This window comes from Gaetbulibacter sp. M240, assembly GCF_043876815.1.
Lineage (GTDB): Bacteria > Bacteroidota > Bacteroidia > Flavobacteriales > Flavobacteriaceae > Gaetbulibacter_A.
In genome coordinates this window covers 1,208,937-1,231,282 of record NZ_JBAWKA010000001.1, presented here as the reverse complement: position 1 = coordinate 1,231,282, position 22,346 = coordinate 1,208,937, and the positions used below count along the sequence as shown (strand labels likewise).

Genomic DNA, 22,346 nt, shown 5'->3' with positions numbered 1-22,346 from the left:
AAATTGCATTTCATCGGATTTATTTTGCTTTTATCGATAAAATTATCTAATTTTCCCGCATCTAAGAGCCTTAAATAAACACTGTTACAACAGAAAAACGAAACGAACAAAATTACCTAAAGCCCATGAAATTTGTTCAATACTTAACCGCCTTATTGATTTGCAGTATATCCTATTTGCAGGCCCAGCAAATTAATGTGGATAATACAGTTCCATTAGAACCCCTTATCCAAAATAATTTAGTAAGCGGCTGTGTGGACATATCTAACATTTCTTCTTCAGTTAACGGTAATGGTTTTGGCTTTCCAAGTTATGGCTATTTCGAAAGAGGTTCTTCCAATTTTCCATTTGAGAACGGTATTATCCTAAGTACTGGTGACGCTTCTAAGGCAGGAAATAGCGCTATTGGTACAACTCTAAATGACGGGTACAATACAGGTTGGGGTACGGACCCCGATATAGAGCCAGCCCTAAATGTAACAAGCACAGAAAATGCAACCTCCATTGAATTTGATCTTGTGTCTATATCAAGCCAGTTTCAATTTAATTTTTTATTCGCTTCTGAAGATTATGAAGGCGTAACGCCGTGTCAAGTCTCTGATGGTTTTGTGTTTTTAATCAGGCCAACAGGCAGTGTTGGTCCGTATCAGAATATTGCATTAGTGCCTGGAACCTCAGATGGTGTTTCTACAGGTACCGTCCATCCTGATCTTTCACCGGCTTGTGGCGCTCAGAATGCATCTACATTTGGTGGTTTTAATGTTGGAGACACCAATTATACTGGCCGCACTGATGTATTCACAGCTACGACAACCATTCAACCCAACGTATCTTATCACATTAAGTTAATCATTGCTGATCAATATGATGGCCGTGGAGATTCAGCCGTATTTATTGAAGGTAATAGTATTGATATTTTAGATCTGGGAGAGGATATCTCTACGTGTTCAGGAAATGTCGTATTAGATGCTAATATCAATAATGCGCTGGCTTCTTATGCCTGGTATTTGGATGGAGCCCTTTTGGCCGGCGAAACTAACCCAATATTGAACGCGACACAATCAGGAACCTATCGGGTGGATGTTACCGTGCCTTTAAATGGTACAGATTGCACCGAAACCGACGAAATTATTGTAGTGCTTAATAGCACTGAATATATAGAACCCATTACAGATTATCTTGTTTGCGATGATAATAACCCCGGGGACGAAAGAGAATTTTTCGATCTTTCAACCAAAAATGCCGAATTAGCTGCCAACATTACCTTTTCTAATAATTACACCTTTTCGTACCATTTCTCGGAACCAGATGCCAGAAATAATACAAATGCCATTACAACACCTATTGAAAACACCATAAACCCCCAGCCTATTTTTGTTCGTGTGGAAGATCTAGACTCCGGATGTTTTGCATATACAACCTTTGATCTTGCAGTAACACCCCTACCCGTTATAATTGCCCCTACACCTTTAGAAGTTTGTGATACCGATGATACTCCAAATGGTTTTACGGTGATCGATCTTACATTTAAAAATAATGAAATTACTAATGGCGATCCTAATTTAATGGTTTCGTATTATGCAAGCGATAACGATGCCCGTAATGGCATAAACCCGTTGCCGGAAACAAGTTACATGAATGTATTAACACCAACAGATCTTGTATACGCCAGGGTTGTTGATATACAAACTGGTTGTGCGAATATAACACCATTGGATATCAATATTACGATTAGTCCAGTTGTAAATAGAGATATTCAATATATTGATGCCTGTGACACAGACCATAATGGTAACGCTATTTTCGACCTCACTCAGGTAAGAGATAATGTGCTTCAGGGAGCAACAGGCGTTACAGTGAATTACCATGAATCCTTTGACGATGCACAAAATGGTATCAACCCTATTTCAGATCCTACTTCATATGAATACACTGATCCCAACGCTGAACCTGGTTTTGCCGTATTGTACATGAGTATTCAGGACAACACCACGGGTTGTATCTCGGTTGTTGAAATTCAAGCTCATACTAATTTACTACTAACAGCCACAAGAATTGAAGATTATGCCTTGTGCGACAGCAATGATGACCAGAATGACACTCAGGATTTCAACCTGAATACCATTCAAATGTATATATCAAATGAATTACCCTATAATATCACAGTAACATTTTTTGAAACCCAAACCGATAGAGATAACAATGTAAATGCTATAGATAAATCGATCCTTTTTGCTGCGACGAATCCAACTACACTATATATTCGAATTGATAATGGTAGTTGCTCTGAAGTGTCTCAACTAGATTTACTGGTAAACCCTATTTTATTGTTTCAACCGGCCAATCCTGTTCCATATTGCGACGACGATGCGGACGGTATTGTTGATATCGACCTACATTCTCTGGATGATCTGGTAACCGGAGGAAATACCGACTTTGTGGTTACCTACTACGGATCACAATATGATGCAGACAATGCGATTAACCCCTTACCTGATTTCTATACGAATACCGATCCGATAGAAACCATTTACGCTCGAATTGAAAATACGGATTCACAATGCCGTACGGTGAATCCTTTTGAAATAGAAATTCTTGTAGCTCCGGAGGCTACAGATCCTTCACCGATAGTTGTCTGCGATGATGATCAGGATGGTTTTTCAATTGTAAATCTTAGTGATAAAATTTCCGAAATAGTAACCGACCCTTCGATTGTAGACATTGAGTTTTTCACCACGCAAGCAAATGCTGAAGCGGCTACCAATCCTATTCCAAATAATCAATTAACGGCTTTTAATGCTCAAACACAGACCATTTTTATCCGGGTTGAAAGTAATGAAAATGATTTTGGTTGTTACAATTTAGTGACTCTCGAAGTTATTGTGAATACCTTACCCATAATTCCGGATATCAGTAATTTTCAAATTTGTTTAGATGATGGAAGTACGACCACCCAGTTTTATATGAGAGATAAAGATCTCGAAATTTTGAATGGGCAGTCCGGAAAAGAGGTGCATTACTTTGAAGATGCTGCATTAACCAGTGAAATTGATAAGGACAACCCTTACACAAATACTTCTAGCCCACAAACGATTTATGTACGGGTTGAAAATACAACAGACCCTTCTTGTAATGCTACAGGTTCATTTATTTTACAAGTTTCTGCTGATCCGATTTACAATACACCAACTGCCTATATTACCTGTGACGACAGTAGTAATGATCAGGTTGAAGAATTTGATCTGAATCAAAAACTTGATGAAATGAAAGCTGGTTTGGCAAACCCGGATGACTTAAATATCTCCTTCCATTTAAGTTATAACGATGCAGATAATAACCTGAATCCAATTTCATTAACATACAGCAACATAAGCAATCCACAAAGTATATTTGTACGTATTGAAAGCCTGGATTCACTATGTCACGTGGTTGAAGAATTTACATTAAATATTGTTCCCGCACCAGATGTTACACAGGTGAACGGACCTTTAAGCTATTGCGACAACGATTACGATGGTATTGTGACCTTTAATTTGGAAGATGCCGATTTTCAGATTTTAGATCGTATTCAGTCGAATATCATTGTCAATTATTTTGAAAATCTCAATGACATAAATCCCGATGATAGTTTAGATAACTCCAATGAGATTTCAGATCCTCTAAACTATGTGTCTGGAAATAGAACAGTTTTTATCAAAATAGCCAATACACTCACAGAATGTTATACAGTAATTCCTTTAGATCTAGTTGTTAATGTTCCGCCAAGTACGTTTGAGGTTGGTACTATCGAAATTTGTGATAACCCTACCCAAACCTTCGATCTTACTCTTGTTGACACACGTTTAGTTCCAGCATCCAGATTACCCGAAGTAAATATCGCATATTTTAATACTCAGGCTGACGCCGAAAATAATACTGCTCCCATAGGAACCACCTTTAATTATACAGCTTCAAACCAAACTTTGTATGCTCGTCTTGCAGATGCTGTTACAGGATGTCCTGTTGTAGTGCCATTTGATCTTCAGGTCAACCCCAACCCTGTTGCAAATACAGCACCAGACCTTGTGGCATGTGATGATGATTTTGACGGGACTTTAATTTTTGATTTATCAGTAAATACGGCTACAATACTTGGCTCGCAATCATCTTCGACTTATAGCGTTTCGTATTTCGGCTCACAAAGTGATGCGGATAACAATATACCCCCCCTTCCAAACGAATATCCGGCACAGAATGGAGATATGATCTTTGCACGCGTAGAAAATCTTAATACGGGCTGTTACGATACCTCGCAATTTACAACCTTTGTTAATCCTTTGCCGGTAATCCCTGTGGATGATGTGGTACCGCTTTGTATTAACAGACTACCCTTGATTATTGATGCTTATACTGGAGATCCAAATGACACCTATTTGTGGTCTACCGGAGAAACATCCTCAAGTATTCAATTAAATAGCCCGTCGGATATAGGCGATTATTTTGTGACCGTAACACGTCAAAATTCTCAAGGACCAGATTGTAGTTATACCCAAGATTTTAGTGTGATCCAGTCGGAAAATGCCACAATTAATTTTACCACAAAAGTTGATTTTGCCGATCCAAATAGTATCACGATAGATGTGAGTGGTATCGGTAATTATGTCTTTATTTTAGATGATGGGGAGCCGCAACAATCGAACGTATTTGAAAATGTTACCTATGGAATCCACCAGATAACCATTCGTGATTTAAATGGTTGTGAAGATGTGTATACGGATGTTGTGGTTATTGATGTTCCAAAGGTTGTAACGCCGAATAATGACAATTATAATGATTCTTGGCATGTAATCGGTATCGAGGAAATTCCCGGCACTATGGTATATATCTACACCCGCTATGGAAAACTTATTAAGACCCTAACTCACAACTCGATGGGTTGGGACGGAACATTCAATGGTAAACCTATGCCGGCAGATGACTATTGGTTTGTTGCCAATGTTTTACAAGACGGAAAAGCATTCGAGGTTAAGGGCCATTTTGCTCTAAAAAGGTAGACGATATTTACTACATTACATTTAAACGTATTTTTTCAACCAAAAAAATGTACCACTTAACTTTTTTCGATATAAGTTAGATTTTTTTAGCATATTTTAGAGGGTTGTTAAAAATGCTATGAATCACCAAATAAATCAGTATTTAAAAAACATTTGTTTTTTAGTTGTTATAAGTTTAGGACTTCTTGCAAATGCCCAGCTTAGCAAAACACATTACATACCGCCTTTAACGAATGCTGAACTTGGAAATGCGTATCCTAACGATCAGTTCATATATATTTCCACACCAAGTACTGCAGAAGTAAATTATACTGTAAAACCTGTTGGTTTGGGAGTATCAGGATATATTTCAGGTGTCGTTTCAAATCAACAACCCATAGAGATACCTGTAGCTACCGATTATGGTCAACTCTTTGTGCCGGCTAACCAGACTAGTCTGGTAATGAATAATAAAGGGTTTATTATTGAAGCGGATAGCCCAATATATGTTTCCATAAGAATGCTTGCAGGGGGAGGCACCAACCCACCTCAGGCAGGTGCTCTGGTTAGTAAAGGACTTGCTGCCCTGGGAACTGTGTTTCGAGCAGGCATGTACAATAATGAAAACCCGCAAAACAATTACCTGAATTTTATTTCGGTCATGGCTACTGAAGATAATACGATAGTCAATTTTAGTGATATTCCTGCTAATGTGTTGATTGACAATTATAATGGGACTAAGCCCGTTACAACTACTCTCGACAAAGGGGAGAGTTATATCGTGGCTACAACTTCCGAAAATTATATTTCTACTGATCCTGCTTTAGATAACCGTGCCGGATTAATCGGCGCCTTGGTAACTTCTGATAAGCCCATTGTAGTGAACTGCGGATCCGCTAATGGAAGTTTTCATAACGGCAATGGCCGGGATTATGGCATTGATCAAATCGTTGGTTTATCTAAGGTAGGTACCGATTATATTTTTGTTAAAGGTGATGGTGAGAATGACTGGGAAAATGTATTGATCGTAGCCCATTATGATAATACCTCTATAAATATTAATGGCATTGGACCAGTGGCCACAATAAACGCTGGAGATTTTTTTATTATTGAAGGTAATAATTTCAGCCCCGAAGGCAATATGTATGTACAGGCTTCCAACCCTGTTTTTGCTTATCAAGGTATCGGGGCAACAGCTTCAGAGGCGAATCAGGGAATGTTCTTTGTGCCGCCGCTTAGTTGTGAAACCAAGGGAAATATTGATAATATTCCCTTTATAGATAGTATCGGGTCAGCCTATTTTCCCGGTGGAGTTACTATTGTAACAAAAGTTGGTGCCACTTTAATAATTAAACAAAATGGGGTTCCTATCACTTCCAATATTCAAGGTCCTTTACAAGTCTCAGGAAATCCAGATTATGTGACCTATAAGGTTACCGGGATAGACAGTAATATCTCTGTAGAATGTGACGATGAGTTGTACTGCGCTTATTTTAATTATAATTCCGCTGCCACTTCAGGAAGTTTTTACTCGGGGTTCCCTAGTCCGCCTGAAATAAATTTTATGCCTAATTTTAATGCACTGGGCATTTGTCTTGGCAACATCACTTTGGAGGTTGCAAATGAAAATAGTTTTGATAGTTTTGAATGGTATTATGATGATGGTTCGGGATATGTTGCTACCGGAAACAAGAATTTGCAATTTCAGCCTACAGCCATTGGAAATTATAAACTAATAGGAACTATCAATTGTACGGGAACAACGCTTGAATCCTTTGAGATTCCGGTTGGACTTTGTCCTGATGATATTGATAATGATGGTATTCCCGATAATATAGATATTGATAACGATAACGACGGTATTCTAAATTGCACAGAATCTTTTGGTGATCAGAATATCGATCTAACTGATCCTTACTCCGGAACCATCGCGGTGGGATCTTATGCCTTCATTGGAAATGTAACAACCTTTGGCGGAAATGCCATTTCACCAATTTCAGGAACTTCTGATGGTACTTTTCAAAGTGATGTACCACTTAAAACAAATACAAATTCTACAAGTGTTACCTACGATTTAGCCTTCAATAAACCTTTAAATTTATTAGTAGAATACGGAAATGTAACGAGCCTTGGAAATGGAGAAATTAGTCCGGATGAATCATTCATTATTAGAGTTCCTAATACCCGCACAATAACACTTTTAGACCCGGATGATCAGCTGTTAATCGACACCAATTATGATGGTGTTTATGAAAGTGGTGTTACCATGGTTTCTGCATTCGAAATTCGGTTTAAGGTCAATGGCGGCGCACTTCCTTTAGGCTCGGGAACATTTGGCTTTTATGCTAATAATGTTGATGCCCTAACATACATACATACCAACACTTCTGATACTGAAAGTAATCAGGCGACCTTTCAACTCACTGCTAGTTGCGTGGCTCGAGATACTGATAGTGATGGGCTACAAGACGCTTTAGACCTAGATAGCGATAATGATGCCTTACCGGATTTTATTGAATTTACAGGAGTTTTACAAACGCCTTCCGGAGTAGATACTAATGGTGACGGTTTGGATGACGCCTTTGATGTTAATGCCTCAGCTGTAGACACCGATGGTGATGGTGTGGTTGATTTTTACGATCTGGATAGTGATAATGATGGTATTTTTGATTGGATCGAATCCGGAGCCTTTAATTTGGTTCAGGATGCCAATATGGATGGTATGGTTGACGGACCTTTCGGAAGCAATGGTTGGGATGATAACGCTGAAACTGCCGCTGATAGCAACCAAATTGGATATACACCAAACGATGTTGATGGTGATTCTATTTTTAGCTATCAGGATTTAGATAGTGACAACGATGGATGCAGTGATGTTATAGAGGCCGATTTCTCAGATGGTAATGGCGATAACCTTTTAGGGGATGTGCCACCAATAGTAGATCCAAAGGGTCTTGTTAACAATGCGAGCGACGGCTATACTAACCCGCATCCCGACGTTTTAATTGCAGCTCCAATAAGCATTGATGTACAACCCAGTGATATCTCAGTTTGCGAAGGGTCAGATAACAATATTTCACTTATCTCTTCAAGCTACGGCACCATTCAATGGGAAGTATCCATAGATGGCGGTGTTACTTGGAATATTATCACTGACGACGCCATTTACAGTGCCTCTCAAACCAATAGCTTGCTTATAACTAATTCGCCTTTAGCCTTTAATAGTTATTATTACCGGGCATTTTTAAATAGTTCCGGAAATGGCTGTGGGTTGTATTCTGATACCATCACCCTGACTGTAAATGCCTTACCCATTATAAATTCGCCTGTTGAATTGATACAGTGTGACGATGATGATTTAAACACCTTAGGGTTTAGTTTTTTCAACCTAACAGAAGCCAATGAAAAAATATCTTCAAATGCCGCAAATGAGACCTTTTCATTTTATACGACGCAAGCTGCAGCTATTGAAGGTGATACCACAAGTCCCGATTATATTAGCAATCCAACGACGTACGAGAACAGAATCGTTAGTAACGATGTTGTTTGGGCTCGAATTGAAAGCTTTTTCGGGTGTTCCAGTACAGCAGAACTTCAACTAAAAGTGTCTACGACATCTATTCCTTCCAGTTTTTTAATTTCATATAATGAATGTGATGACTTTTTAGACCTTAACGGAAACGATACAACGGATAATAATGACAGAGATGGTATAGCAACTTTCGATTTTAGTGCGGCCGATACAGCTATTAGAAACTTGATTCCTGCAGGCCAAAACCCTACACCTCCGCGCTATTATAGAAATGAAGCGGATGCTCTGGCGGAAGAAAATGAGATCACCAACATTTCTAACTATCGCAATATAGGATATCCAAATTCACAATTTATCTATGTCCGCATCGATAGTGAAATATCTAATGATTGTTTAGGACTCGGACCTCATATTCTACTCACTGTAGAACCTTTACCAATAGCGAACCCTGTAACGATTTTAAGACAGTGTGATGATGATAACGATGGTCTATTTCCATTTGACACCTCGACAATTGAAAGCACGGTTTTAGGAACTCAAAATCCGACCGATGTAACGGTAAGCTATACCGACCAATTTGGCGATCCGCTTCCAAGTCCGTTGCCGAACCCATTTCTTTCGGGAACCCAAACCATTACGATTCGAGTAACGAATAATACCACAGCTGATCCAAATGGCCCCTGTTATGATGAAACAACCCTCAATTTTATAGTGGATGAACAACCAGTGGCTAATCCTGTTGGTCCTTTTATAGTTTGCGATGGTGATGCAGGTGATCTGGATAATGATGGTCGTTATACTTTTGATACTGCTTCGGTAAGTAACATGGTTTTAGGAACCCAAACCAATATGGCTGTTTTTTATTCCTTTATCGATGAGAACGGTCAGCAGATCACTCAAGGAACAACATTACCTAATCCCTTAATTAGTGGTAATCAAAGCATTCAGATTGATGTGGTAAACCCTATCAATACCGCATGTATTGCTACAACAATTTTAGATTTGGTTGTAAATCCTTTACCTGAATTTTCAGTGGATAGTCCGCAAATTGTATGTACTTCAGATCCAACCTTCAATATCACTCTGGATCCAAATGAAGCCAACACTTCTGAATCTTTTGATTATGAATGGTATTTTGAAGGCAACCTGATAAGCACAAATTCTATTTTAGCAAACGTTAATACACCTGGTAGTTATACCGTAACACTGACAAAAACTGATGGTACCAATTGTTCCAGAACCAGAACAATCATAGTAGAAGCTTCTGAAATAGCTAATACAACCAGAGATGATATTACCATTGTTGATATCTCGGAGAATAATACGGTAAGCATTAATACCGATAATATTGGTCGTGGCAATTACGAGTTTGCCTTGCAAGAAGAAAACAACTCTTTTTTAAATTTCCAGTCAGAGCCAGTGTTCACAAATGTTAGAGGTGGATTTTACACTTTGGTCATCAGAGATGCCATCTGTGGAACCATTGAGATCCCTATTTCTGTAGTGGGTCACCCTAAGTATTTCACACCCAACGGGGATGGTATAAACGACTTGTGGCAGATCCGGGGTATTAGTAGTAATGTGCAGCCTAATAGTCTCATTTTTATTTATAATCGTTACGGCAAATTGCTCAAACAACTTTTGGCCACCTCGCCCGGATGGGATGGAACCTTCAATGGTCGTCCACTTCCTGGAGACGATTATTGGTTCCGGGTACAACTTCAAGATGGACGAACATTTACCGGTCATTTCGCATTAAAGCGATAAGACTTATTTTGTTTAATTTTGCATCATGAAATTCAAAATAAAATCTGAATTCGAACCTACTGGTGACCAACCCCAAGCCATCAATCAATTGGCAGGAGGTATTCAGAGCGACGAAAAATACCAAACCCTCTTAGGGGTAACGGGTTCCGGTAAAACTTTTACCGTGGCCAATGTGATCCAGGAAGTCCAGAAGCCAACTTTGGTTTTAGCACATAACAAAACTCTAGCAGCCCAGTTATATTCTGAGTTTAAACAATTTTTCCCTAATAATGCGGTAGAATATTTTGTGTCGTATTATGATTACTATCAACCGGAAGCCTATATTCCTGTTACCGGGGTTTACATTGAAAAAGACCTATCCATAAATGAAGAAATAGAAAAAATGCGTTTGAGCACCACTTCGTCCCTACTTTCAGGACGTCGTGATGTATTGGTGGTCGCCTCGGTGTCTTGTTTGTACGGTATCGGTAACCCTGTAGAATTTCAAAAAAATGTGATTACCTTAAAAAGAGATCAGGAGATCTCGAGAACTGAATTATTACACCGTTTAGTTCAGAGCTTATACTCAAGAACAGAAGCCGATTTCAATCATGGTAATTTTCGAATTAAGGGCGATACAGTAGATATTTTCCCAAGTTATGCCGATGATGCTTTTAGGATCCATTTTTTTGGAGATGAAATTGAGGATATTGAAGCTTTCGATATACAAACCAATGAGGTGATCGAGAAATATGATCGTCTTAATATTTATCCTGCCAATATGTTCGTAACCTCACCGGATGTTTTACAAAACGCTATAAAGGATATTCAGGACGATCTGGTAAAACAGTACGATTACTTTAAAGACATCGGAAAACATTTAGAGGCCAAACGATTGAAAGAACGGACAGAGTTCGATCTCGAAATGATCCGTGAATTAGGCTATTGCTCAGGGATTGAAAACTACTCCCGTTATTTGGACGGTCGGGCACCGGGAACCCGCCCCTTTTGCTTATTGGATTACTTTCCCGATGATTATTTGATGGTTGTTGATGAAAGTCATGTCACCATTTCGCAGGTACATGCCATGTACGGGGGCGATCGCAGTAGAAAGGAAAACCTGGTGGAATACGGCTTTCGTTTGCCGGCTGCTATGGACAACAGACCTTTAAAGTTTGAAGAATTTGAGGCCTTGCAAAATCAGGTGATCTATGTTAGTGCTACACCGGCCGACTATGAACTTCAAAAAACGGGGGGCGTCTATGTGGAACAAGTCATCCGACCTACCGGTTTGCTCGATCCTGTAATAGAAGTGCGCCCTAGTTTAAATCAAATTGATGACCTCATTGAAGAAATTCAACTTCGGGTTGAAAAAGATGAACGAACTTTGGTCACTACATTAACGAAGCGAATGGCTGAAGAACTTACGAAATACCTTGAAAGAATCCAGATCCGTTGCCGATATATTCACAGTGATGTGGATACTTTGGAACGCGTTGAAATTATGCAAGACCTTAGAAAAGGGCTTTTTGATGTTCTGGTGGGGGTTAATTTATTACGTGAAGGTCTGGATCTTCCCGAAGTATCCCTTGTGGCTATATTGGATGCCGATAAAGAAGGCTTTTTACGTTCTGCGCGCTCCTTAACTCAAACCGTAGGAAGAGCTGCCAGAAACCTCAATGGAAAAGCCATCATGTATGCCGATAAAATTACAAACAGCATGCAAAAGACCATCGATGAAACCAATTATCGTAGGGAAAAACAGACGGCGTATAATACTGCGCACAATATCACACCAAAAGCTTTAAACAAAACACTCGACAACGCCTTAGCTAAAAATTCCGTAAGTACTTATAAATATGAGTTGGAAGCCGCCAAAGCAGCCGAACCTGAGAGCCTGTATTTAAGCAAACCGGAGTTGGAAAAGAAAATAAAGGAAAAACGAAAATTGATGGAGGAAGCTGCGAAAGCTTTAGACTTTATTGTAGCTGCCCAACTTCGGGATGAAATAAAAGGATATAAAGAAAAACTAGAAAAGCTAAAAGTATAACTTTTAGCTTTTCTATAAAATCCCTGAAGGACTCAACACATTATTAAATTAATCTTAGCAAATATTTTTAATTGTATTGTGTTTTAAATACATCTATTAGAACATCTGGTGGTACAATTTTGTTGGGAAAACTTTCCATAAGGTAAAGCACTTTTGTAATGGCTTCATGACTTAGCCCCATTCTTAATCCAAAATTATATAGTTTTACAACACCAGACCTTTGACTTTCATAAACTCTCTGTTCAATATTCATCAATAAAACTAATCGATGGAATTGAACAATACGCTCACTATGTGATTTTAAATGCACATATGAAACTGGATTCTCAATGAGGTAATCAAAATCTTCACGTGTGATTTCTAATTGTTTTGCAACACCCAAAAGAAAATTATATTCCAGGCGTTTTATTTCTTTATCATATTTAGCAAAGGCTATCATTTCCGATAATAAGCTGAGCTTTTCTACTCGATTAACCATATTGAGGGGATTAATTAATTTACACTTTAAAGTTAAGAAGAAGTCCCTATTATTAATCGTTGATAATTTGTCACTTATCGAAAACTGAGGCGTATTTTATCGTTTAATTTATTTATTTCATCTTCCTAAAATAAAATTCGTCTAACAAATTTGCATTTTGTCATTTTTAACAACGAATAAGTAGTATGATTTTTAAAAATTCAAATAATTGATTTTCAATGTTTTAATTTTATAATTATATGATTAGTACTACAGATTTTTTATTCGCATACTTCCTGTATCTTTGCACCAGAAGTCAAAACGTCAGTTTTGCGCTCTAAGCTTACTGAAATCGATGAAATACATTCAAAAAAGAAATTACGCAAATGGCCTTATCAAATAATGATGTTCTTAAAAAATTACGCGTTGCACTGAAACTTCGTGATGATGATATTATCGAAATTTTGAAACTGGTAGATTTCAGAATTTCTAAAAGCGAACTTGGGGCTTTCTTCAGACGCGAAGATCATCCCAAATATATGGAATGTGGCGATCAGATTTTAAGAAATTTTTTAAATGGGTTGGTCATTCATTTACGTGGTCCGATGCCAGAAAAAGATAATTTAAAGAAACAAAAAAAGAGCAACGAATAAACGTTGCTCTTACAATCTTTTATGCTACACAGATCTAAGCTAGAACCTTCTGTACCTTATCAGCAGCTTCCTGGAATTGAGTAGCACTTAAAACATCCAAACCTGAATTGTCAATAAGTTCCTTAGCAATATCAGCGTTTGTTCCTTGTAAACGTACTATAATAGGTACGTTAATAGACTTCATGTTCTTGTAAGCATCAATAACGCCCTGAGCCACACGGTCACAACGTACAATACCTCCGAAAATATTAATTAGAATAGCCTTAACATTAGGATCTTGCAATATAATTTTAAAGGCAGCTTCAACACGAGCAGCATCTGCTGTTCCACCAACATCTAAAAAGTTGGCAGGCTCGCCACCCGCTTGTTTAATTAAATCCATAGTCGCCATGGCCAAACCGGCGCCATTAACCATACAACCCACATTTCCGTCAAGATCAACATAATTCAATCCAACTTCTTTCGCTTCAACTTCTATAGGATTTTCTTCTCGCAGGTCTCTTAAATTCACATAATCCTTATGTCTGTATAACGCATTATCGTCAATAGTTACCTTAGCATCAACAGCCATTATTTTATCATCACTAGTTTTTAAAACCGGATTGATCTCGAACAAGGACGAATCAGACTTCACATAGGCTGTATATAATGCCGAAACAAACTTGGTCATTTCCTTAAAAGCGGTTCCTGATAAACCCAAGTTAAAAGCGATACGTCTGGCTTGGAATGGTAATAAACCAACCGTAGGATCAATTTCCTCATTAAATATTAAATGCGGTGTTTCCTCTGCCACAGTTTCAATGTCCATACCACCTTCTGTGGAATACATGATCATATTTCGCCCAGTAGACCGGTTTAAAAGCACTGACATGTAAAATTCGTTTGGCTCACTAGCACCAGGATAATACACATCTTCAGCAATTAAAACCTGATGCACCTTTTTACCTTCAGCCGAGGTTTGAGGCGTTATCAAATTCATTCCAATGATTTGCCCGGCAATCGTTTCAACCTCTTGTATATTTTTAGCTAGCTTAACACCGCCGCCTTTACCTCGACCACCGGCATGAACCTGAGCTTTAATAACGTACCACTTGGTTCCCGTTTCAGAAGTTAATTGTTTTGCAGCTGCTACAGCCTCATGAGCATTTTGGGCTACAATGCCGCGTTGCACGCGTACGCCATAACTGCTTAATATTTCTTTACCTTGGTATTCGTGTAAATTCATAACTTGCTTAATCGTTTTTAAGAGTTGCAAAGGTAAATAATACCACTTACTTACCCTAATAAATACCACTGAAAACTTTTTCAAAATACAGCAAACACAGTTATGTTAATTATTTAACAAAATGTTTAAATTGGATAATTATTAAAGTATTTATTTTTTATTTATATGAATAAAATATCTTTGACAAAAATTTAAGATTTATGAAACCAGGTCAGTTACTCGATATCGCTAATGAATATGGCAGTCCGGTTTACGTCTATGATGCCGAGAAAATAATCTCGCAATATAATCGTCTAACGAATGCCTTTAAGCAAGTGCCTCAATTACAAATTAATTATGCCGTAAAAGCGCTATCTAATATTTCTATATTAAAACTTTTACATGGTCTTGGGGCGGGAATTGATACGGTTTCCATACAAGAAGTAAAACTGGGCTTGGAAGCCGGATACCAACCCGACCAAATCATATTCACTCCGAATGGGGTCTCGTTGAATGAAATTGAAGCCGCTGCTAAATTAGGTGTGAAAATCAATATTGATAACCTTTCAATTTTAGAACAGTTTGGAACAAAGCACCCTAATATTCCGGTTTGTATCCGGATTAACCCTCATGTTATGGCAGGCGGAAACAGTAATATTTCCGTGGGACATATCGATTCAAAATTCGGTATTTCCATACATCAGATTCCGCATATTCTGCGGATCGTGGAAAACACTAAAATGAATGTTAATGGTATCCATATGCATACCGGAAGTGATATTCTAGATATTGAAGTGTTTCTATACGCCAGCGAAATTCTTTTTGATACCGCTAAACATTTTAAAAACTTAGACTTTATAGATTTTGGTTCCGGTTTTAAAGTGCCCTACAAGCCAGGAGATATCGAAACCAATATAGAGGAACTTGGAAGTAAATTAGCCAAACGTTTTAATGCGTTCTGTAAAGAATATGGTAAGGACCTCACGCTCGCTTTTGAACCGGGTAAGTTTCTGGTTAGTGAGTCTGGGTATTTCCTTACTGCTGTAAATGCTGTAAAACAAACCACCTCAACGGTATTTGCTCAAGTAGATTCCGGTTTTAATCATCTGATTCGTCCTATGTTTTATGGGTCTTATCACGATATCACTAATATTTCAAACCCTAAAGGTAGAGAGCGTTTTTACACGGTAGTTGGATATATCTGCGAGACCGACACATTTGGCAACAACAGAAGGATTCACGAAATAAACGAAGGTGATATTTTATGTTTTAAAAATGCCGGTGCATATTGCTTTTCAATGGCGAGCAATTATAATTCCCGATTGCGCCCTGCAGAGGTTTTGTGGTACAATAATAAAGCCCATTTAATTCGAAAGAGAGAAACCTTCGAAGATATTTTGCGTAATCAAATAAAGGTGGATTTCAAGTTGAAACAAGCTCAAGTTCAACCCGGATAAACACCATATAAATTTCAAAAAAAGCTTTCATCCTTACGAAGGCTTTTTTTATTTTTAGCTATAAATTACAATATAATATATTGATTTTCATAGAATTTCATTTGTTTATTCAAAAATTTAGCTATATTTATAAACTTCCTAATACTTTCTAATAGCCATATTTAAGTGTGTTTACTACTTAAATAACACATTGTTTATGGCCTCATAATTTTTAAGGACTAACCACCCTGCTCCCAAAGATTGATTTTAATTTTAAAGTACCCGTTAGATTTTTTTCTAACAACCATTTATAAATAAACAATTAAAACCAACTAAAATTATGAGAAAATTATTTCTTTTTTTATTGCTATTACCGTTAATAGCTGTATCACAGGATGACGAATCCTATTTGTTAAACATTACCGAGATCACGGTAAAACAAGGTCACAACGCCCAATTTATGGAAGGTGTTAAAACTTGGAAAAAATGTTACAAAGACAATAAAGGTGAAAATCCCTGGAATATGTGGAGCCGTGTTCAGGGAGAAGGTTCCGTTTATGCCCTAACCAGTAGAATGGCTAATTGGGCCGAAATGGATGAAGGCGCCGATGAAGCTGCTAAAGCTTGCCGCATGCATGTTGTAAATTTAATTATGCCTAACGTGAAAAGCGCCAATTTTAACATTGCTAGCAACTTACCTAAAGTAAGCACTACCATGTCTGATGACAATACTGTTGTTTGGGTATGGAATGTAAAAGCTAAAAAGCCACGTGATTTTATGGCGGTCGTAAATGAAATATCCTCATCCTTGCAAAAGGCTGAAGGCAACAAAAGAGGCACCTGGTATAGTATGCAAGGTGGCGGTCCGGATGCAGCTGATTTTTTTGTGGCAGTACCATTTAAGAACTTCGCCGGTATGGACGTTGATCGAGATGGTGTTTGGGAAATATACGAAAAGCAAAACGGTAAAAGTAAAACTGAGGCTTTAAGAGAGAAAATGAGTGGGGCCATTGAAAGTGAATGGACATATATCTATTCCTTAAACAAGGATATGTCCTTCTAAATTATTTTAACTTACAAGATCAAGGATAACGCTTAACAAATGTTAAGCGTTATTTTTAATTTAACCGTGGTTGATGTAATTCGATCTTATTTTCTTGTTAATATTCAATATTTTAACTAATATTAAAAACTTTTCCCTAGGTCTTTTAAGTGATAGCTATAACAAAAGACTAATTTAAATGACATTTTTAAACCACTACCAGATCGTTAAAACAATGACGGTTTTTTATGTGAACCTCTCGAATATTCGTTATCTAATTACTCTTTTTAGATGAATGCGTTTAGGAGTGCTATTCAATTAGGTAGGGATGGAAAGTTATTCCTATCCGAAAATGCTGTTTTAAGGTATTTAAATTTCTCCGCATTATATTTAGCTCAGGGTGCTCCGGAGGGTATAACTTTTTATGCTATTCCGGCATGGTTAGCAATGAATGGTAAGACTCCAACAGAAATAGCTACCTATGTTGGCGTTGTTGGTATACCATGGAGTTTCAAAATTCTTATCGCGCCTGTAATGGATCGATTCACCATACTTTCCATGGGTAGAAAACGCCCTTGGGTCATTTTTGGCCAGTTATGCCTAATTATTAGTTTTTTAGTTATAGGCCTTATTCCCGACCCCTTAAATAATTTATCGGGTTTAATGATCGCCGGATTTTTCATTAGTTTTTTTGGGGCTTTTCAGGATGTTGCTACCGATGGTATGGCCGTAGAACTCGTTCCTGAGCACCAGCAAGCGCGAGCCAACGGACTCATGTGGGGTTCAAAAGTTATTGGTGTCGCCCTTACTTTAGCAGGTGGCACGGCATTAATAAACACTTTAGGGTTTTCAACCGCAATTCCTTTTATGTCTGTAGCTTTTGCCTTTTTTATCCTTATCCCCTTAGGCTTCAGGGAGCGTCCTGGGGAAAAACTATTACCCTGGACCAAAGGAAAAGCATCGCAAATTAGTAAATCCATTCAACTTAAAAGTTGGAAAAAAATATTAAAAAACCTTTTCAAGGTCTTTATTTTACCGTCAAGCTTATTTTTAGCTCCTTCCATATGCTTCAATGGTTTGCTTAATGGTTTTATGGATACCCTATTACCTATTTATACCATTCAAGAATTAGGTTGGACCAACACATCTTATTCCCAATTATATTCAGTAGTGACCGTAGTGAGTGGCCTTTTTGGAATGTTCGTTGGCGGCTATTTAGTTGATTTTTATGGGGAGAAAAAAATGTTAAGCATCTATCTTACTTCTTTTATAGCATCCCTTTTTCTAATGACCTCGTTAAGTGCCTTTTGGGGATATACAACAATTATATTCAGTTTTATTTTAATTGTAACACAACTCTCTGTATTTATTTCTATAGGGTATTTTGCTTCTGCTATGCAGTTAAGTTTTAAACGTGTTGCTGCCACTCAGTTCACCCTATATATGGCCATTAGCAATATGGGAAGAGCTTATGGAAGCGATCTTGTGGGTACCTTGAAAGAAACTTTTAGTTGGGATCAGATCTTTATGCTTATTGCGCTATCACCGGCCATAAGCCTTGTTACCATGCTATTCATAAATTTTAAAAAACATAAAGTAGCGATTTATAAACTTGACTTGATTACTAATTAGAAATTATGAATTTAAGACTTTCCCTCATACTCGCAATCTCACTCACATTCACAGGAATTTTTTGTTGGGAAATGTATTGGCGATCAAAACCAGATCTTTACAGAGCCGTTATTGAGGACGACCGAAACCTTTGGGCAGAACACCGAAAAAAAGTTGAGATGGCAACCTCGGATGATATTGTGATTTTAGGTGCTTCGCGCACCGGTTTTAATTTTAATACTCATGTTTGGGAAAAAACACAGGGTAGAAAACCTATTAACTTAGCGGCCGATGGAAAACCTCCGCGGCCCTTCTTGAAGGATATTGTGTACAATACTAATTTTAATGGCACTTTAATAATTGGAATTACACCATTAATGTGGTTTTCCGACCCAAACGATAGCTGGGCCAACGGAGCGAAACAATGGGTTGATTATTACTACAACCGCACAAATGCTCAAAAACTGGGCTATATCTTAAGTAAGCCACTGGAACGGAATTTAGTATTTTTAACTTCTTCTGAATTGGAATTTTACAATGATCTGGATTTAAAATCTTTAATAGGGCGTATATACATCCCGGGGCGGGGTAATGACGAACCTTTTGGACTCTATAATTTCAGTTATCACGATGAGGACCGAAACTTGATCATGTTACCTCCTATGCGCAGTGATCCCGCCTTTGCCAAGCGCATTACTGATGCCTGGAATAAATTTTTACCTTATTTACCGGAATATGAAACGGTAGAAAATGATATTCCTAATATCATTAATGACTACATCCGTATTATAAATGATTTTAAAGCCCGTGGCGGCAAGGTTATATTTATCAGGCACAAATCTGAAGAACCCTGGAATAAGGCTGCCATGAGATTATTACCAAAAGAAAAAGTATGGGATAAGTTCGCAGCCGTTATTGATTGTCCAACATACCATTTTAAAGATTACGAATTCATGTCTAAATATACGCTACCGGATTGGTCGCATATGTATGGTGATGACGCCAAATTATATACAAAAGACATGGTAGAAAAACTTATTGCCGATGGCCACTTAAAAGATTTCAATTAACCAAACCAACCAAAATGAAATTAAAAAATACCCTGATTTTTGCTATTGCTATAACATTAATAGCAACTGTTTGTTGGGAATTGTACTGGCGAAGTGCCGGATACTATCCCACATTAAATGATGAAAAAGCACTATGGGCCTTAGAACGCTCAAAAGTTGAAAAAGCCACAAAAGAAGATATTATTATATTGGGTTCTTCAAGAGCTTATTTTGACATTCAACAAGACGCTTTCAAAGAAGTGGCAGGACGCTATCCCATTCAGTTATCCTCAACCGGATCGTCACCACTTCCTACATTTCATGATATTGTTAATAACACTGATTTTGATGGTACCATCATTATAGGTGTCGCGCCTGGTTTACTGTTTTCAACTACCTATCCAGGGGCCTTTCCTTGGAAACGCGCTCAATCCAAGATCGATTATTATGAGGGTCAAACTTATGCACAAAAATTGAATTTTAAACTCTCTGTACCTCTTCAGAAAAATTTAGCTTTTATGTCTGCCGATGAAGAGGAATGGAGTGATGATATTGATTTAAAATCCTTATTACGTGGCATAAGTATAGGTAATCGAGCCGGTGAGCCGGATATCCCTCCCTTTTATAATTTTGGAGACGTTACCATCCCCAGAAACATGCGTATGAGTAGTAGAACGCTTACGGATACAGCTTTTGCCAATAGTATTAAAAAAGTTTGGTATTTCTTTGGTAGCGGTGCGCCACCACCGGACAAAGAGTCCACTATGGCCTTCTTTTTAAAAGATTACAACAAGTTTATTGAACGCAATGGCACTGTTGTGCTGTTGCGTTGCCCATCAAGTGGTGGAGTCCGAATGGGTGAGAATATGGTCCTACCCAGAGAAAGTTTTTGGGATGATCTTATAAAACAAACTAATGGTCCAAGTTACCATTTTGAAGATTATGATATCTTTAAGGACCTCACATGTCCTGAAGAATCACATCTAAGTGGAGAAGATGCCGATTTTTTCACCAAGACATTATTAAAGTTAATGATCGAAGATGGTGTGTTAAAATCTGAAAAACCAGAATACGCACTTAAATAGGTAAAATCAAACCACAAACAAAAAATAATCACAAACCTAACACCAACCAATCATGTTATTCAATTCATTAAGTTTTATACTTTTTTTAGTTATTGTGCTTGCCCTATACTACGCACCCATTTTAAACTGGACAGGTAAAAAAAGAATGCTTTTGCTTTCCAGTTATATTTTTTATGGCATGTGGAATCCCCCACTTGTTATTTTGCTTTGGATTTCAACTATTGTCGATTGGACAGCAGGGCAAAAGCTCGCTGTCATTGAGGATAATAGAAAACGAAAATATTGGCTACTATTAAGTATGTTCGTGAATTTAGGCTTCCTGGCCTTTTTTAAATATGGCGACTTTTTACTAGAAAATTTTGTAATACTCATGAATCTCATCGGTATTGATTTTCAGGCACTACCAATGGATATCATACTGCCTATGGGTATTTCATTTTACACCTTCCAAACCATGTCGTATACCATCGACATTTATAAACGAAAAATTCAGCCGGCTAGAACCTTTTTAGACTTTGCGCTTTACGTTACATTCTTCCCGCAATTAGTTGCAGGTCCTATAGTAAGAGCGAAAGAATTAATCGGTCAATTTTATGAAGAAAAGAAAGCTACGGCAAACCAGTTCATCTGGGGACTCTTTTTATTGACCATTGGTTTGTTTCAAAAAGTAGTTTTGGCTGATACCATATTAGCTGGTACATCTGATACCGTTTTTGGTACGGATAAAGTGCTACATGGCCTTGATGCATGGATTGGAACTCTGGCCTTTTCAGGACAAATATTTTTTGACTTTGCAGGATATTCAACCTGTGCCATAGGGATTGCCTTAATGTTGGGAATTATTTTACCAGATAACTTTAAATATCCATATGCTTCATTGGGATTCTCGGATCTATGGCGTCGGTGGCACATTTCCTTATCAAGTTGGTTGAAAGACTATCTTTATATTCCTTTAGGAGGAAACCGTCATGGTTTAACCCGGTTATATGTAGCGCTTATGTTAACCATGTTGTTAGGTGGTTTATGGCATGGTGCAGCCTGGACCTTTATGATTTGGGGAGGCTTACATGGTACATACCTGATCTTAGAGCGTCTTCAACGACGCTATATGCCATTTAAAATAACCAAATGGAATGGAATATTCCTGGCCTTCCTCACCTTTACCTGTGTGAATATCACCTGGGTATTCTTCAGAGCTCGTGGTTTTCAAAAATCCTGGGATATGATCCAATCTATGTTCTACCTGAACCCGGATGGAGAAAAAATATTAGGCTATTTTACCATTTTAAAAGTAAGTGTTTTAATAGGAATTTTATTTCTATGCCATTGGATTATGAGAAATACATCTATGAAAGAAGTATCCTTAAAAGTCTCGCCTTACGTCCTTGGTGGTGTTTGGGCCATTATGACCTTTTTGATCATCATAGCACAAGGAAGCGGGGAGCAATTCATTTATTTCCAATTTTAAA

At 37.8% G+C, this 22,346-nt stretch carries 12 protein-coding genes; 10 read left to right on the top strand and 2 right to left on the bottom strand.

Annotation, left to right across the window (positions count from 1 at the left end; translation table 11 throughout):
- Positions 1–125: 125 nt before the first annotated feature.
- The 3 genes from V8G61_RS05270 to uvrB all read left to right on the top strand — a co-directional run bounded on the left by V8G61_RS05270 (position 126) and on the right by uvrB (position 12,340).
- Positions 126–5,033 (top strand): choice-of-anchor L domain-containing protein, encoded by a 4,908-nt coding sequence (locus V8G61_RS05270; RefSeq protein ID WP_394874420.1) that lies wholly within the window; start codon positions 126–128, stop codon positions 5,031–5,033.
- Between the two features lie 118 nt (positions 5,034–5,151).
- Positions 5,152–10,311, top strand: coding sequence for a T9SS type B sorting domain-containing protein (locus V8G61_RS05265; RefSeq protein WP_394874419.1), 5,160 nt, complete (start codon positions 5,152–5,154; stop codon positions 10,309–10,311).
- Between the two features lie 25 nt (positions 10,312–10,336).
- Positions 10,337–12,340 (top strand): excinuclease ABC subunit UvrB, encoded by a 2,004-nt coding sequence (gene uvrB / locus V8G61_RS05260; protein ID WP_394874418.1) that lies wholly within the window; start codon positions 10,337–10,339, stop codon positions 12,338–12,340.
- Between the two features lie 67 nt (positions 12,341–12,407).
- Here uvrB and V8G61_RS05255 read toward each other — a convergent pair whose 3' ends face one another.
- On the bottom strand, positions 12,408–12,818 hold the full coding sequence (locus V8G61_RS05255; protein WP_394874417.1) for a TerB family tellurite resistance protein: 411 nt from the start codon (positions 12,816–12,818) through the stop codon (positions 12,408–12,410).
- A gap of 365 nt (positions 12,819–13,183) precedes the next feature.
- Between V8G61_RS05255 and V8G61_RS05250 the strand changes: the two genes are divergently transcribed.
- Entirely contained in the window at positions 13,184–13,450 is a 267-nt protein-coding gene (locus V8G61_RS05250) for a DUF1456 family protein (protein WP_394874415.1), read from the top strand.
- Positions 13,451–13,484: 34 nt separating this feature from the next.
- On the opposite strand, the gene sucC is transcribed toward V8G61_RS05250, so the two are convergent.
- Positions 13,485–14,675 (bottom strand): ADP-forming succinate--CoA ligase subunit beta, encoded by a 1,191-nt coding sequence (sucC, locus tag V8G61_RS05245; RefSeq protein WP_394874414.1) that lies wholly within the window; start codon positions 14,673–14,675, stop codon positions 13,485–13,487.
- Between the two features lie 200 nt (positions 14,676–14,875).
- Here sucC and lysA point away from each other — a divergent pair, with 200 nt between their 5' ends.
- The 6 genes from lysA (at position 14,876) to V8G61_RS05215 (ending at position 22,345) form a co-directional block, all read left to right on the top strand.
- Entirely contained in the window at positions 14,876–16,111 is a 1,236-nt protein-coding gene (lysA, locus tag V8G61_RS05240; protein WP_394874412.1) for a diaminopimelate decarboxylase, read from the top strand.
- A 319-nt stretch (positions 16,112–16,430) separates the two neighbouring features.
- Positions 16,431–17,153, top strand: coding sequence for a hypothetical protein (locus V8G61_RS05235; RefSeq protein WP_394874411.1), 723 nt, complete (start codon positions 16,431–16,433; stop codon positions 17,151–17,153).
- A 270-nt stretch (positions 17,154–17,423) separates the two neighbouring features.
- Positions 17,424–18,764 (top strand): MFS transporter, encoded by a 1,341-nt coding sequence (locus V8G61_RS05230; RefSeq protein ID WP_394874410.1) that lies wholly within the window; start codon positions 17,424–17,426, stop codon positions 18,762–18,764.
- 5 nt (positions 18,765–18,769) lie between these two features.
- A complete protein-coding gene (locus V8G61_RS05225) occupies positions 18,770–19,813 on the top strand; it encodes a hypothetical protein (RefSeq protein WP_394874409.1) in 1,044 nt (347 codons plus the stop codon).
- A gap of 14 nt (positions 19,814–19,827) precedes the next feature.
- Positions 19,828–20,877: a hypothetical protein gene (locus V8G61_RS05220; protein ID WP_394874408.1), complete on the top strand. Its 1,050-nt coding sequence runs from the start codon at positions 19,828–19,830 to the stop codon at positions 20,875–20,877.
- Positions 20,878–20,929: 52 nt separating this feature from the next.
- Positions 20,930–22,345: an MBOAT family O-acyltransferase gene (locus V8G61_RS05215; protein ID WP_394874407.1), complete on the top strand. Its 1,416-nt coding sequence runs from the start codon at positions 20,930–20,932 to the stop codon at positions 22,343–22,345.
- Position 22,346 lies beyond the last annotated feature (1 nt).